This window comes from Bacillus sp. AY18-3 (assembly GCF_008042305.1).
In the GTDB taxonomy this organism is placed as follows: Bacteria; Bacillota; Bacilli; order Bacillales; family Bacillaceae_G; genus Bacillus_A; species Bacillus_A wiedmannii.
In genome coordinates, this window is record NZ_QKQR01000003.1 from 31,596 (window position 1) to 47,800 (window position 16,205).

Genomic DNA, 16,205 nt, shown 5'->3' on the forward strand with positions numbered 1-16,205 from the left:
AACATTGAATTATTTACCCGCTGTATGAGCATGATTATAGCTAGCGAAGGAAAGAAATCTAAATTTCTCTCTTTTGTTCGATTTATGCCAGATTTAACTTGGACGGCTGGAAAAGAAAAACCGGGTGTCGCAAATGGATATGATTTAAAGCTCGTTGCCAAAACGATTAAAGAACAAAAAAAGACGCAGACTATATCATTGCATACATGCACTGGGGAGTAGAGAAAACAAATTGACTAGCAGATTATCAAAAACAATATGTACAAAAGATATTTGAGGCAGGTGCTGATGCAATAGTTTGAAGTCCTCAACATTGGTTGCGGGGATTCGAATATTATAATAAGGTTCCTGTTGCATAGTCTCTAGGGAATTTCTTGTTTCCTGATTATATGAAAAATCACAGTACAGAAACAGGCGTGTTAATAATGAAATTTAAAGGGGAAAATGTACAAATGTCATATAACCTGTACATCATTCGTATTAATAAAATCACTCCTACCCAAGGACAGGAGAAATAAAATATGCTACAGTATTTACAATCTATTTCTAATGATCTCCAAATTGAGCAGGATGGGAAGATTATATACATGAGGTAAGTAGCTAATATCCAGCTGTAAAGTGACAATAAAGTTATTTGATTTTAAAACTTCAAATACTTTAACCCCGTTTTAAATTTAGAACGGGGTTAAGTATAGTTGTTAATTTTTGATGTAAGATACTTCACTGTAGGGACCAGTACCAGCGTTACTGTAACCAGTTTCCGTTGCGTTAAGGAGCCGGTTATTTATTTTATCATTTTGTTAATTTATACAAAGGATATTTTTCTTACAGTGAATACGAAAATTTATATTAACTTAGGATGGAGGAACCTTGACATATATGAAAAATGATTCTTTTAGAGTTACCTTTGATAGTTTGGATGAATTTGCTGATATAGTCAGTGAGATTTTGCAATGTCCGATTACTATTGAGGATGTAAATCATCGCCTTCTCGCATATAGTACCCATGATGAAAGGACAGACCCAGCAAGAATCGGTACTATTATGGGGCGTCGCGTACCTGAAAAAGTAATCAATAACCTGTGGAAAGAGGGAATTATTCCCGATTTATTAAAAAATCGGGAGCCAATTCGTGTAAAAAAAAGAGATGATATTGGTCTCGGCGATAGAGTCGCGATATCTATTTGGAACAAAGAAGACGTTTTAGGATTCATTTGGGCTTTAGAAATTGAAAAATCTTTAACCGAACAAGATTGTCTCCTGCTAAAAAAATACGCGGAGGTCGTAAAAAGTAAGCTGTTGCAACTTCAAGCCCGAAAAAACCAAAAAGAAGAACGATCACAAGAGTTTTTTTGGAAACTGCTAACTAATCATATGCAGGTAAACACAGAAATTATAGAAAATTTCTACCTGCTCCAAATAACTCCAGCATCCTTATTTACTGTCTCTGTATTCCGTTTTGAACAAGAAATTACGAATGAAAAAGAAAAACAAATTTCTTATTTGTTAAAAACAAGTCAACACTTAAAAGTTTTACTTTATACAATTGATCGTAATCAATTGATTCTTCTTACTTCATTGGATAATGTGAAGCGTCCTTTTCATGAAATCAACAATTTCATCGGAACGTTTGTATACAATATGGAAAAGCGATATGGCATCAAATCTATCAAGCCTGCATTTAGCAGCGTATATAGTGATTACCAAAAAATCAGTAAAGCTTACAAAGAAACGCTAACGGTTTTATCCATAAAAGAAAAATTCCCTTCTGACACCACCAATATTCATAGCTACCAAAACTTAGGGATTTATCAATTGATCGATCTTCTACTTGAGCAAAGAAAAGATGCAGAGTATGAAAATCAGGCGTTGCAAAAGCTAGATGAATATGACCAAAAGTATAATAGCAATCTTATTGAAACGTTGGAAACCTACTTAAATAAAGATAGCAATGTTGGCGAGGTAGCCAAGGCATTGAATATTCATGCTAATACACTTAGCTATAGACTTAAGCGTATTTATGAAATTAGTGAGATTGATTTAAAAGATCCAAATCAAAAAATGATTCTGTACTTGGATCTCAAGTTAACAAAATTTATGTAACAGCATCCTTTTGTGGATTTCCACAAAAGGATGCTGTTTTTTTCTTTTTTCTCAACAATGAAAAGACATTTTCAATACTCTATACTTTAAATATGGTAACTTAAAGATTACGTAACGGGAGGAAATTTTATGATTATTGGTGTACCAAAGGAAATAAAAAATAATGAAAGTCGTGTCGCACTTACGCCTGCAGGAGTTATTCCATTTGTGAAAGCTGGCCATAAGGTATTAGTTGAAATAAATGCAGGTGCTGGTAGTGGCTTTAGAAATATAGACTATGTACATGCTGGTGCTGAAATTGTTGAAAGTGCTGCTGAAGTATGGAATCAATCAGAAATGATTATGAAAGTAAAAGAACCTCTCGAAAGTGAATATATTCACTTTCGTCCAAACTTAATTTTATTCACATACTTACATTTGGCTGCTGAATCGAATTTAGCTCAGGCCCTTAAAGATAAAAGAGTTACCGCCATCGCATATGAAACAGTGGAAGTAAACCATACCCGCCCTCTTCTTACACCAATGAGTGAGGTAGCTGGACGCATGTCTGTACAAATAGGAGCACAATTTCTACAAAAGTCGAACGGTGGTCAAGGCATTCTTCTTGCAGGAGTACCTGGTGTAAATCGTGGTAAAATTACTATCATCGGTGGAGGTATCGTCGGTACAAACGCTGCGAAAATGGCCATTGGTCTTGGCGCCGACGTAACAATCATTGATTTAAATGCAGACCGTCTACGACAACTAGATGACATTTTCGGTACTCAAATCAAGACATTGATGTCTAATCCGTTCAACATCGCGGAGGCAGTAAAACAAGCAGATCTTTTAATTAGTGCCGTATTGATCCCTGGTGCTAAAGCTCCTAAGCTTGTCACCGAAGAAATGGTACAAAGAATGAAGGCTGGATCCGTAATCGTGGATGTAGCGATCGACCAAGGTGGAGCTGTGGAAACATGTGACCATGTAACAACACATGATAATCCGACATTTGAAAAATATGAAGTGCTTCATTATTCCGTTGCGAACATGCCAGGAGCAGTTCCTAGAACATCCACTATCGCTTTAACAAATGTAACAATTCCTTACGCACTACAAATTGCTAACAAGGGTGTACAAACAGCAATATTTGAAAACGATGCTTTAAAACTTGGAGTAAACACGTTGAACGGTGAAATTACATGTGAAGTGGTTGCAAAGGAACTTGGCTACAAGCATGTTTCCATAGAAGAAGCTTTTGCAAAAAAAATTGTAAGTAATTAAAGTTTTGGGTACAAATTATTAGATAACATCTATTTTAATTATTTATAACTCGGGAAACATATAAAGGAATAAACAGACGTTATGACAGTTGTTAACATAGTACGGTTGAATTTATAAAGAGTTTCATATAAATAGAGACAGACAATAGGATTGTGACTCGTTTTGGGTAAAGCGATGAAACTATGAAATGCAGGCATTACTCGTTCAAAGCAATTAGACCTATAGCTGCATATTTTAAGAAGCTATGGATGAAGAAATTGCACTACCCTATTCTTTCAAGAAGATTGGATGAACTGTTTATCCAGTCTTCTTGAATTACCAAAAAACTTCAATTTAAAACATAACTGGAATCGATATCACACCTGTTAAAAGAAACATATTATTAGTTGTAATACAAAAGATGTGACAAACAGCAATCATTATAAGCGATCCAGAAATTAAAAAAGAGCAGTTGACATTTGTGAACCAGCTTATTTATCAAATTAATAGTTACTCGCCAAGAACAGAAGTTAAATGGGCTATTGTTAAGAATGGGTACATTGTAATTTTCCCAATATTTGTTGTTGGGGATTGTAATAAAACAAACGAAAAAATTATAAAAATATTAATATATAAAGATTTGAGAGGTAAGGACTTCTATCATGAGAAATATCACCAATATAAAGCGCATAGTAATTACAATTGTTGCAATTGCAATTGGCTACTTTGTGTTTCAATCTATTACTTCATCAGCTACAGCTGTAGCTAAGCAAGAAAACCCAGTGCAGCTAGTAAGCACTCAACTCGAAACTGAAATAAAGAAAGCAGTACCAGTTCGACTTAATGGTCAAGAGAGAAAAGTGGCTTATCTTACTTTTGATGACGGTCCAGGAAAGTATACGGCACAGTTACTAGACATATTAAAGGAAAATGATGCAAAAGCAACATTTTTTCTAATTGGTGAAAATGTAAAATCTTATCCTAATTTAGTAAAACGAGAAGAAGCGGAAGGTCATTATGTTGGAATGCATAGTATGACGCACGATTATAAGAAACTGTATACTCAAGGTGGCTATGTAGATGAAATGAAAGAGGATCAAAGTATAATTGCTAGTATTCTTGGACATGCTCCAAAACTAACACGTCCACCATATGGTTCCATGCCAGGATTACATGAAGAACTTCGTAATAAAGTTGTAGAAGACGGTCTTAGAGTATGGGATTGGACAATTGATTCATTAGATTGGGAATATAATAGTATAGCAATTGATACTGCGAAAGCGAAAATTGTTCAAAATGTGCTGGCTGGTGCGACAGATCCAAAAGAAGTTATTTTGATGCATGACATTCATCCACAGTCCGTTGCTGCAGTACCTGCTATTATTAAAGGTTTAAAAGAAAAAGGGTATGAATTTGAAGCATATCATGAAGATGATCATTTCCCATTGAACTTTATGCATGATAAACGTATGTAACATAGGAGGAATTGACATTGACTTACAGGAAAGTGGCGTTAATTGGAATTATATCAATTGGATTTCTTGGAGGATGTTTGGGAGCACAACCTGAGGAAGAGTTATATGTTGCTTTTGAAAACGCAGCAAACCAAGAAAAAACTTTATTTGATAATGCAAAAAAATTAGAGCAGTTAGAAACAAAAGGACAGGAATTGTACGATCAAATTGTACAGGAAGGGAAAGAGCATAACGAGGCAGTAATACCAAAAATAGAACAGGCTGTTACAAATGTAGATGAACGTGAAAAAGTGTTGAAAAGTGAAAAAGATGTAATAGAAAAAGCCCAAAAAGAAACGACATCGGTTCATAATTATATAGATAAAATCGAGGACAAAAAATTACAAAAGCAAGCGAAAAAAGTAGAAGAAGTTTACAAAAATCGTTATGAAGTTTTTCAAAAAATGGATAAAATCTACAAAGAAACATTAATAACTGAAAAAGAACTTTATGAAAAGTTAAAAGAAAAAGAAACAAATCTAAAAGAGATTAGTGAGAAAGTTAAAGCTGTCAATGCATTGAATAAAGAAACACTAAAAGAAAAAGAAAAATTCAATCAATATACTAAAGATTATAATGAAGGAAAACTAAGATTCTATAAAGACGCGAATATTAAAATAAAAGAGCAAAAGCAAGAAAATTAATTATCAGTTTTAGTATCTTAAAAGGTTCTGGTGCAAAAATATAATTAGGAATTTGTTAAACTACATGACAGCACGGTAAGTGTTGTAAATAAAGAAGAGATGGGAACAGTGATTTTGATAAAATTTCCATTGTAGCAACATACACACACTCGTATATAACAATGATGATGGGGTGAATAAAGTGAAACAAGCAAAATTAAATATAACGTTATCCCTCATACAATTATTTACTTTAGTAATCAACCTATGTATGTGTTCCTCAACCATGAGATTTTTACCTTGGGTTGTTAAAGGTGCTGTTAGATGTTATGAAATCTTTTTCACTGCTCCTTTATTATTAATTATTGGCACCGTTATGACATACCATAATACAAGAAAAAGGCATTCTATCTTACCAATGAGACAAAGCATTTCTTTTATTACGATTATTTTTCTTGTATCCACTTTCTTATTACCTTCCACTGACGAAATTGTTATAACATCTCTTATATTTAATTTTGGAATGGTTGTCATTACGATTGTATTTTTATTAAAAGATATTTCCCAACTTAATAAGAAGATAAAATATAGGATCAAAAAAATACGGATTAGAAGATAAATACATGATAAGATCGAATAATTCAAATTTGGTTATAATGTAAATTCAATTAACTAGGAATTTTCGATTGTAACGGAATATTAATGGTTACTGTAAGTGATACAACTGTATGTGTTTATTATATTGTCAGCGTAGAGAAAAAATAAGAATATACAAGTTTTACAAGAGGAACAGTTACGTCAAGCTGTCTAGTAGACAATACATTTGGAGGATTTTATATGTTAGAAAGTTTATTGTTTTTCTTTGCCATTGGAATTGCATGTGAGCTTGCAGCAATTAATCGAAATGGTCGTAAGAAGATAAAACAACAAGCTGAAATGATACAGCTTTTAAAAGAATTACATGAAAGAAAAATATAATGAAAAGACGACCGGGCATTGAAGTGATCCCAAAAAGTTAGACACGTTATTTCATTCATAAATGGAAATTAATCGAACATAATATCTAACTTCATATTGATTAGTTACACATAATAATCATAGTTAAAGTGGGATTATCTAAATATAAAACATTTGTAATGTAACATAATAACTTTTGTGCATCGTTTCCCTGTATTTGGATATGTAAAATCACATAAAAAATAGACGTATCAACTGCTAATGAACGTCTAATCCCAAAGATTTTTCCTTATTCTATATGTTAGGGGATTCATATGGATTTTTGATGAAATAAGGGCATTATGGATACCTTTTTAGAAGATATTGCATATGTTTGGTTATATATTGATATCTATCTTTCAATTAATTAAGATGGTTTCCTGCCATCCCTTGTCCGAAGTCAATACAGCTCCCGCCTACTCTATTCGCGTTCCTTGAGGAAGGAGTCTTCTTGGTTAAAATGATAAAAAAACACTCGTTCTGATTAAGGACGAGTGTTTTTTTATTAGGTTATCTAACAGGTATAAACTTCCATGAGCTAGGTTTTTGTTTTTTTTCACCTAGTACAATCCAATTTTTCTTTGCATTTATATTTTCATAATTTAATGGATAGTCATCTGTAAAAATATTATATTCTGTAGGATTATCCAGGTTAATTTTAATTTTAAAATCAGCTAAACTATCAGATTTTTGAGCAAGGTGAATCCAACTAGAATAATTAGACCAATTTAAATATTGAAATTGGTCGTAATTTGAGTGCTTCATGCGAAGATATATGCTCTCCCCGTGGTGTAGCTTTGCATCATTTTCTTTGTAGAATTCAAATTCCATAGGTGTACCAGATAAACCATTGTTTTCTTTATTTGCAAGTGTGACATAATCGTAACGATTTGCTACATACCATTCAAATGTTAAACTTTGATAAGGAGATTCACTTGGTACGATATAATAGTTTTTCCCTGCTTCTATGACGTTTCCTTCTATATCATAGATTAATGCAGTCTCTATACTTGGAGCTTTCACATTTTCAGTAAAAGTTTTAAACCAAAGATTTAAAAAACCTGCTGTATTACGCTGAGCTTCTCCTAAGCTTCGCTGCACAGCTGGGGTAACCATTTCTTGCCACAATTGTGCCTTACCACTATTATAATACTTAAATGTTTTATCATTAGTAATATTTTGGATTTCAGGTTTAGCTACTCGAGCTGCATAATCAATCCATTCTTCAGGTGTGGATAGAGAATTGTTATAGTTCCCTCCAGTATTGACTGCAAATTGATTTTGAATGGTTGTAACATAATTTTCAAAGTAGCTATGATATTTTATAGCTCTCGTATCAATTGCAGTAAAATTTGCTGCATGCATAGGTTGAGTAGCATCTGTAAAGTAGTGCGTGGCTACTCCTAAGTAATAGAAAGCTTTTTCATAGTCCTTATTTCGTAAATGTTCTCCAGATTCATAAAAGTATTTCTTACCTTGTGTAAGAGCCGTTGGATTTGTTTCTCCTCTATAATTTTCTTTAGTATCAGGATCATAAAAATGAGATTTCCATCCGCCTTTAAAAACGCCGCCTATTCCTGTTCCACCATCGTTAAACTCTGCATTATAATCTGCATCATATAATCCTTTAGAAAATAGATCTTTATATTGTGGATAATTTAAAAAGTCCACAGCCTGCTTATTTGCTTCAATATTAGATTCTGTTTTCATAATTTCAATAGCTTGTTTTGCAATCCATAAATGTGTACTTTTATCAGAATGATACGGAGCTTCTGCAGACCATCTTGCAGTAATAGGATCATTCTCATTTAAATCAATTTGATCGAGATGAGCATAACTACTTTGAGGACATACTCCTAAAATAGTTAAAGTCACTCCAGCTATACATAGTGTTGGTACGATTTTTTTCATTTTTTATTCCTTTCTAAATATAAAGATTCTTATGCGGATATTCATCTTATTAACGACAGTTAAATAGCTCTGATAAAAGAACGATTAGCAAAGGTTAACTGCTTAATTTCTCTCTTAAAGGAATACCACCATACATCGATTAAATTAAAAATTTTAAATTGATCCTAAACAATAATTTTCCTTCTCTACATCTAGTTATATATAAAAGTACGTCTTATTTAAACATGTTTTTTTATGCAATTTCGCATATCCAAATATAGGAAATCGAATAACCTTCCATTTATTATATTAATGAAAGACCGTTGTCTCTAGACTGTACCCCTGCTATTTCTCTATTTTTCCACTTTGGATAAATTTCTTCCACTTTAATGAAATAGCTCATACTTACCAAGATTCCTTTCCCACCTGAAATTGATAAAAAGACATCTTCATTATTTGAAGATGTCTTTTTATTCACTGCACTGAGTCACAATTATTTTAGTACCTTTTTAAATTTGCGACCAAAAGTAATTACCATACCTGCAAGAACCATCAATATGCCCAATGCTGTGCTGTTATTTGTACTTGCACCCGTTTTTGGAAGCTCTTTATATGCATCTTCTTTTTTATCAGAAGTATTATTGATTGAGATATTACTGTTGCCAGTATCAGAGCCATTACTGTTGTTAGTACCAGTAATGCCATTATCAGCACCAGCACCATTACCATTGTCTTTATCTTGCACAACCACTTTTTGTATTGTAGTTACCTCATTACCACCGGAGTCACGAACAAGGAATTTTACTTCGTAAGTACCAGTTTTAGATGTATCTACTTCACCAAATTGTATTACTTTATCAGTAATATCGCCATCTTCTTTATCAATGGCTTTAACCCCAGACATTGGATCGAATTTAACTCCAACTGGTACTGTAGTTTCTGAAGGTACAGTTAACTCAGGCCCTTGAATTTCAACAGGTTTTTCTTTTTCTTTTTCTTTAACTGTTACAGTTTGTGTTTGAGTTGCCAAATGACCTGCAGAATCTTTAACTTTGTAATTTAAAACATACGTACCTGGTTTAGTAGTATCTACTTTACCGTCAACTGCTACTTTAGAAGTAATATCTCCGTCTTCTTTATCAGTAGCAGACACTCCTGACATTGAGTCAAACGTATCTCCTACATGTAACGTAGTTGTAAATGGTACTTTTAACACCGGAGCTTGGTCTTCCGAAGGTTTTTCTACCGCTTTAACAATTACAGTACGTAATTTAATTACTCGATGACCTTTAGAATCTTCCACAACATACTTGATTTTGTAAGTACCCTCTTTATCAATACCTTGGTCTCCGCTATATGTTACTTTAGAAGTGATATCACCATCTTCTTTATCGATAGCTTTAACCCCACTCATTGGGTCGAATTGATCACCAACTGTTGATACTGTTTCTTCCGGTACTGTTAACTCTGGCTCTTTGTCTTCAGCAGATTTTTCTTTAACTGTTATAGTTTGTGTTTGAGTTGCCAAATGACCTGCAGAATCTTTAACTTTGTATTTAACCGTGTAAGTGCCAGGTGTATTTGTATCTACATTACCTTCATATTTTACCTCCGACGCAATGTTACCGTCTTCTTTATCCGTAGCACTTACATCTTTCATTGGATAGAATTTATCTCCTTCAGTAATTGTCGTTTCTGAAGGTACTTTTAGTACCGGTGCTTCATCTTTTGTTTCTTCTTTCTCTTTAACCGTTATTTCTTGTTTTGCAGTTACTTTATGACCTTTAGAGTCTTTAACTGTGTAAGTTAAAACATACATTCCTGGTTTAGTAGTATCTACTTTACTGTCAACTGTTACTTTAGAAGTAATATCTCCGTCTTCTTTATCAGTAGCAGACACTCCTGACATTGGGTCGAATTGATCACCTACATTCATTGTTGCTCCAACAGGTACTGTTAATTTCGGTTCCATATCTGGAGTTTCTCCGCTTTCTTCCACAATTACAGGTTTAGAATCAGTTGCTTCCCAAATAGGAGCGGCTAAAAGTGGGTACTTCAACTCTTCTATTTTTTGTCTTGTTTCTGACGATGCCATAAGCCCCCATTTATCAAAGAACGGAAGTAAATTTTGTTTTGCAACCTTGGATGTATTGTAAATAAATGCTTGCATTTTCTCGTCACTCGTTTGAGGAAGCTCTTCTTTCGGGATTGCACGGTATAATTGATGTAATTTCGGATAAAATTCTTCTCCAAAAGCTAAGTCTAATTGCCAAAACATTGCTACTTTCACAAAAACATCATTAATTTTATTATAATCTTTTTCGGATTGAGGCTTATTTAAATAAGTAAACGCTTTGTCATATGTTCCGCCTTCTAATCTCGATTTATTTCCAAAAGTCCGTTGTACGGACAGACTATAAATATTTGTAGTAACTTCTGATAATCCATCCCACATCCACGGAAGTTGTTGCCTTTGATGTCCCATTTCATGCCAAGGGCCCCATCCATTTTCAGTGAAGTCTTTTACGTTTAGTACATGTTGAATCGCATCTCCCACATATGCTGTTCTACCAGGATACGCATACATATAGTAATCAGAGCGATTATCTTCTACAAAGTGCACATAATGCTTGTCCGCTTCTACTTCAGACAAACCAGAAACCCGGTCTTGAATTCTGATAGCTTCATCTAATTTTTGTAAGAGTTGTACAGGATCTGTGTTAGAGCCTATTAAATATTTTTTCACTCTTGCAGGACTTGCGGTTATGAGTGAACGTTCCCCTTTTAGTTCTACCGCATGGGCATCAGGATATTTATTTAGCATGTCTACTAAATCTTGTTGCGTATGTTTTCCTAACTCAAACAGAGGGGTAATTGTTCCGCCTGTTTTTATCTCCGCTTTTACTGTTCTACTTTGCCCAGGATTATAAAAATAAATCATTCCACCAGTTGGGGATTCAATTGTATTTTCTCCTGGTTTTAAATTGAACGACTTTATGAGCGAATCTTGATTCCATGCACCATCGTATGAGTATGTTCCTATATAAGCTCGAATAGTCTGTGTTCCTTCTACTTGAATGGTTATTTTTTCATTGGGACTTGCATATAGTCCAGTTGGTTCATAGGTACTAAATCTAAACCATCGTCGATCCATATCTCTAATTTTCTCTGCATCACCCTTGCCTGGGACATAAAAAACGTGTTCAGTCGTTACTTGTTGTTCCTCAGCTGCAACTGTTGTGATTCCTGTTATTCCTCCTATAAATGGAGAAGCAAGTACATTTACAGCTATCAATGTTTTAATGGCTATTCCTTGCTGTCTTTTTTTCGTATCTTTTTTCATTTTGCATCACAGTCCTTTCTGTAGTTTTACAAGTTTAATAGTTCAATACATATTAATAAGTTTTATATAAACATTTTCACATTAGTGAAATATAAGATATAAGTATAAATTGAGGAATTGGCCAGGGCTTCTTCATGTTTGGTACAAGCTGAAAACAAAGAGAGAAGGTGAGTGCATGTCACCTTTTGTTCTGAGTGGTAGGGATTTGTAAGCCAAAAAAATAATTACCCTTAATAACAAAGAAAATTCTGAAAAATATTCTTCTACAAAGTTTTTCTACGGTCTATTTTCCATTCTTTTTTGTCACTTTGAGCTTAACATCGACTATATAATATGACAATTAAAATATTACATTTTTCGTTAAATATCGACAAAAAATCCCTTCATTACATCTTTTGATTGGATGAAGAAATAAATCATTGTTTTGAACACATAAAAAAAGACTGTAGCAAACATTAAAATACTTTTGCTACAGTCTCCATTCATCTTTCAATTAGTTATTATATAATTTTATTTCTGAAGCTGAAGCAAATCCACCGCTTCCTGATACCACTTCAAGCTTTACATACCCGGCATCTACTTTACTGAAACTTGCATTCTTTGTAAGTTTATTATTTTCCCAATTTCCAGTAGCGACCTTTGTAAAGTTAACTCCATCCAAACTTGTGTATATATTATAACTAGTTATGTTACCATTATAACCACCATCTTGTCTGGGAACATAAGCTAATTGCGATATATTAGTAATTTCCTTAAGCTTTATCGTAATGTATGGAGCTTTATCACTTCCATCCCATAACGTATGCCACATTGTCGTAGAGTTCCCATCAACTGCATTTGCAGCAGCATCACCCTTTGCATTTTGTTGACTTGAGAAACCTGAAACCGATAAACTTGTATGCGGTATCAATCCTAATACAGCAGTATCAGTAAACTTTAAGTTAACAGCATCACTTGCTGGATTTGAACCAACAGCAAACTTTCTAACTGTTAAAGTAACATTTCCAGTTAAATCCGGTAAATTAGGAGCAGCTGGATTATATTTTGTCCAATTCGAACCTTGATCGATGCTGAATTCCATCGTACCGTCTATACCAAAAACTAAATTCGCATCATCATTTGAAGAAACTTTAACTTTACCAGCTTTTTCAATAGGAATTAATAAAGGCTGCTCTGTTCCAATCACTCTTGTTAAAATACCATTCGTTGAATTGATTGCTGAGATTTCTTCATTGCTAAGAAGCATATCATTGCTTGTAGCAGCTTTATACGTTTTTCCACCATCAATACTGTATTCCGTATCAGCTTTAATTCCCATTAATTTTCCTGCATTTTCTCCATCAAAGCTAAAAGTAGCAAGGCACAACCCTAAACTTGGCATTTGGGCTTTTATATTATTAGCTACTTGTTTTTGATTGACATTCGTTATTGTGGAGAATGCATTTAATATATTTAAAGTATATTGCTGAATCTTAGCTCTATCACCTGTATTAAGAACATGGCTTCTAATTTGAGTAAGAAGATCCATCATAGGTCTTGGCTCATTAGCAAAAGCAGAAACTATACTGTTATTTAATTCTTGCCACATAGCATCTGTTACATTTTGATTTTGCAACGTGAAAGAAACGTAATCTTTCCATACTAAAACATTAGTTGGTAGCATTTTAGTAGCTGTTTTATAAATTGCACTTTTCTTAGCTGGTGAAGATAGCGCTTTCGCTAACCAGCGTAATCGCTCTGATTGATTTAGTTTTACTGAATCACGTGCAGCATCTTCAAATAGTAACATGTACGGTACTTGATTTTTCAGGCTATTATCTGACCAAGGAATAACAGTGACATCATGACGATTTGATTCACCCCATCCGGATATATCATTTCCTAAATGCCAAGAAGATTGGTTGTCATTCCATATGAGTGCGCAATGTCCAGGTTGTCCAACAGGCATCGCTGCCACACCAAAGGCTTGGCTTACTTGCGTACCAAACTTTGAAATATTACCGCATACCCCGCCAAATCTGTAAATGGAAGAAAGATTCCAACCTAAACCGTAGAATGCATCATTTCCAGCGTGAATGCTAACTCCATCTTTGTTATGTTCTGCATATTTAATTAAATATGCACTTTTCCCTATCTTATCTTGGCTTTTAAGATCTGGATGTTCCGTATTAATCATATTTCTTGCCCAAGTTAAATCTTCTTCAGGTGACCAAGTATTCACTACTAATCTTAAATGCCAAACATCATATGTTCTAAAGCAAGGAAGTAACTCATTATTTTGATCTGCTGATTTATAATGTTGATACCTCGTTAATGGATTAATAGGTTTATTGTTTGTCCAATATTTTATAGGTTCAGCATGAGCTAACGATGTAGCTATAGCTAATTTTAAATACAATCCTTGATGAGAATCTGCATCCGCATTCCATATTGTATTCCATATCTCAAGTGCATTTACAGGATTGTTTCCTGTGGGACTGCCACCTTCAAGGTATGTATTCATCACATCTGTATTTTTCATAGTCCAGCTAAGAAATTTCTGATGCTCAGCATCTTTTTTAGCGAACGTATTCATTGCTGCAGCACCTGTTTGTGAGATCAATTGCCACTGAGCCAAAGCTACTGCAAATCCTGGGTCTGCAAGCTTATTTTGTAAACCCGCTCCAGTGATATTTCCAATTTTCACATTCAGATACACTGTGAGATAACTCAAATGACCCTCAAAATTTCCATTTGCAATTGCCTGATCTGTCTTTTGGTTCAATGTTTCTAGATTGAATGTTTCTTGATTGGATGGCACCGTTGCAGCTGAAACTTTTGTATACGGAATCGTAGCAACACTCCCTAAAATAATTGGCATAGTTAATAATAAAGATGAAATCTTTTTCAAAATAAGTCCCCCTTGTTTTGTTTTTGACCTTTGACTGCTGCATTATCTTCCTTTATATAAAATAAGTCCCCACACCTAAAGGCATGAGGAATTAAACAGCCAACATGAATAAAATTTGGTAGTTTCCTAACCTTTCGGAAACTGGCTGACATAGTGCAATACACCTTAGTCCCTATAGCTTTGCGCCATTAAATTTCACTAATTTTGCCTTTATCGAATTTCATTATCGGATGGAATCATAACAAAATTCAAAATATATTTATATATTTTGAAACTTATTAAATCAAATTTCATTTAATAATGTGGTAATCCTTAATTAAGGAAAAAATTCTTCTATAGTTTTTTACTACTAGTTATTATCGTTACGGTTCATCGTGTTACATCTAAAATGATAAATAAAACTTTCACGAAAAAAACGAAAGAGTAGAGATGGAAAGTGCACAAACAAGAAGAATATGTTGATTCTGAATTTTCAGAAAATTAAATCCGAAGGAGTTTGTATCCACACTCTCTATAATTAAGATTTTATCACTAAAAATAAAATAAAACAACAAAATTCGCATAAATCCGACATTTTTTCGTGAATTAAAGGAGTACGGAAACGATTCAAAGAATAACCCACTACATCTGAAAAATCCTCCAATTTCGGCGGGTGTTTTTTCTTATACTTTGTCTTGTAGTTTCCTATATAAAGCTGATCTTGCAACGTTGGTAAGTTCACAAATTTGTTTCACTGTCATATTTCCTTCTTCATATAGCTTAAGTGCATAATTCATTCCAGCATGCTTTTCATGATATTTTTTAACTCGTCCTTGGTACTTCCCTTTCTTTTTTGCAAGATCAATTCCTTCGCGCTGACGCATGCGAATTAAATCACGCTCCAATTGATTTACTCCACCCATTACTGTCATTAAGAAATGACTATATGGATTTTCTTCAGATAAATCTAACCATTTATCTTTTAATGAGTTTAAGTTAGCCTTTTTATTTTTTATGTAACAGATTCAAATAAATCCCTCGTACTACGAGTAATCCGAGTTAAATCTGTTACATAAATCGTATCGCCTTCCCTAAGATCATTTAACATGTTTTGAAGTTCAGCTCTGTCTTGGGTAGCACCTGATACCTTTTCTTCATATATAATGCTCATTCCAATTTCCTTCATTTGTTGTAATTGTCTCTTTGTGTTCTGATCAACAAAACTTACTCGAACATAACCTATTTTTCTCATATTTTACTCTCCTATTTTGAAACAAATCATATGGGACACCTTGAAGTACCGTTATACCAAGTTCAATTAAACATCCCAATAGGCTTTACCCAATTGAGATAACTCTTTTTAAAGTGTTATTAAATTCTGTATGCAAAGCTGTATTTATATGATTAATTACCATTTTATCGATATTTTATGGCGAATAAGAACAGTTACCCTTTCACTAGGCCGTTTATTAGGAAGAAATCTTTCTGATATGATCCGTACTCATGAAAAAACTTATCAAAAACGAAATGGTTATTGGGGGAATTATTAATAACGAGTGCTATCTATGCATCTCATTTCGTTTTCAAAAAATATTTGGCCATAAAAAACTGCACGTTCAATTGTT

10 protein-coding genes, 2 pseudogenes and 1 riboswitch are annotated in these 16,205 nt (G+C 33.7%); of the genes and pseudogenes, 7 read left to right on the plus strand and 5 right to left on the minus strand.

The window, feature by feature from the left end; translation table 11 throughout:
* Positions 1–45 precede the first annotated feature (45 nt).
* From DM800_RS29520 to DM800_RS02625, 7 genes and pseudogenes are all read left to right on the plus strand, one after another.
* A pseudogene (locus DM800_RS29520) lies at positions 46–596 on the plus strand (CapA family protein); the annotation flags it as partial.
* A 283-nt stretch (positions 597–879) separates the two neighbouring features.
* The gene (locus DM800_RS02600) at positions 880–2,103 is read left to right on the plus strand and encodes a PucR family transcriptional regulator (RefSeq protein WP_048567353.1); all 1,224 of its coding nucleotides are present in this window, start codon (positions 880–882) and stop codon (positions 2,101–2,103) included.
* A 129-nt stretch (positions 2,104–2,232) separates the two neighbouring features.
* Positions 2,233–3,366 (plus strand): alanine dehydrogenase, encoded by a 1,134-nt coding sequence (gene ald, locus DM800_RS02605; protein WP_147786342.1) that lies wholly within the window; start codon positions 2,233–2,235, stop codon positions 3,364–3,366.
* A 641-nt stretch (positions 3,367–4,007) separates the two neighbouring features.
* Entirely contained in the window at positions 4,008–4,820 is an 813-nt protein-coding gene (locus tag DM800_RS02610) for a peptidoglycan-N-acetylglucosamine deacetylase (protein WP_147786343.1), read from the plus strand.
* 17 nt (positions 4,821–4,837) lie between these two features.
* On the plus strand, positions 4,838–5,503 hold the full coding sequence (locus tag DM800_RS02615) for a YkyA family protein (protein ID WP_147786344.1): 666 nt from the start codon (positions 4,838–4,840) through the stop codon (positions 5,501–5,503).
* A gap of 181 nt (positions 5,504–5,684) precedes the next feature.
* The gene (locus DM800_RS02620) at positions 5,685–6,101 is read left to right on the plus strand and encodes a hypothetical protein (protein WP_033668130.1); all 417 of its coding nucleotides are present in this window, start codon (positions 5,685–5,687) and stop codon (positions 6,099–6,101) included.
* A gap of 218 nt (positions 6,102–6,319) precedes the next feature.
* On the plus strand, positions 6,320–6,460 hold the full coding sequence (locus tag DM800_RS02625) for a YrzO family protein (RefSeq protein WP_002114966.1): 141 nt from the start codon (positions 6,320–6,322) through the stop codon (positions 6,458–6,460).
* A 528-nt stretch (positions 6,461–6,988) separates the two neighbouring features.
* Here DM800_RS02625 and DM800_RS02630 read toward each other — a convergent pair.
* From DM800_RS02630 to DM800_RS02645, 5 genes and pseudogenes are all read right to left on the minus strand, one after another.
* Entirely contained in the window at positions 6,989–8,389 is a 1,401-nt protein-coding gene (locus DM800_RS02630; protein WP_147786346.1) for a zinc dependent phospholipase C family protein, read from the minus strand.
* Between the two features lie 283 nt (positions 8,390–8,672).
* Positions 8,673–8,846, minus strand: coding sequence for a hypothetical protein (locus tag DM800_RS29065; RefSeq protein ID WP_157858394.1), 174 nt, complete (start codon positions 8,844–8,846; stop codon positions 8,673–8,675).
* Positions 8,847–8,861: 15 nt separating this feature from the next.
* Positions 8,862–11,711, minus strand: a complete 2,850-nt coding sequence (locus DM800_RS02635; RefSeq protein WP_147786347.1) for an immunoglobulin-like domain-containing protein — start codon at positions 11,709–11,711, stop codon at positions 8,862–8,864.
* Positions 11,712–12,204: 493 nt separating this feature from the next.
* The gene (locus tag DM800_RS02640; RefSeq protein WP_147786348.1) at positions 12,205–14,601 is read right to left on the minus strand and encodes a discoidin domain-containing protein; all 2,397 of its coding nucleotides are present in this window, start codon (positions 14,599–14,601) and stop codon (positions 12,205–12,207) included.
* 133 nt (positions 14,602–14,734) lie between these two features.
* A riboswitch (cyclic di-GMP riboswitch) is annotated at positions 14,735–14,820 on the minus strand.
* A 443-nt stretch (positions 14,821–15,263) separates the two neighbouring features.
* Positions 15,264–15,832: pseudogene (locus tag DM800_RS02645) on the minus strand (recombinase family protein).
* Between the last annotated feature and the right edge of the window lie 373 nt (positions 15,833–16,205).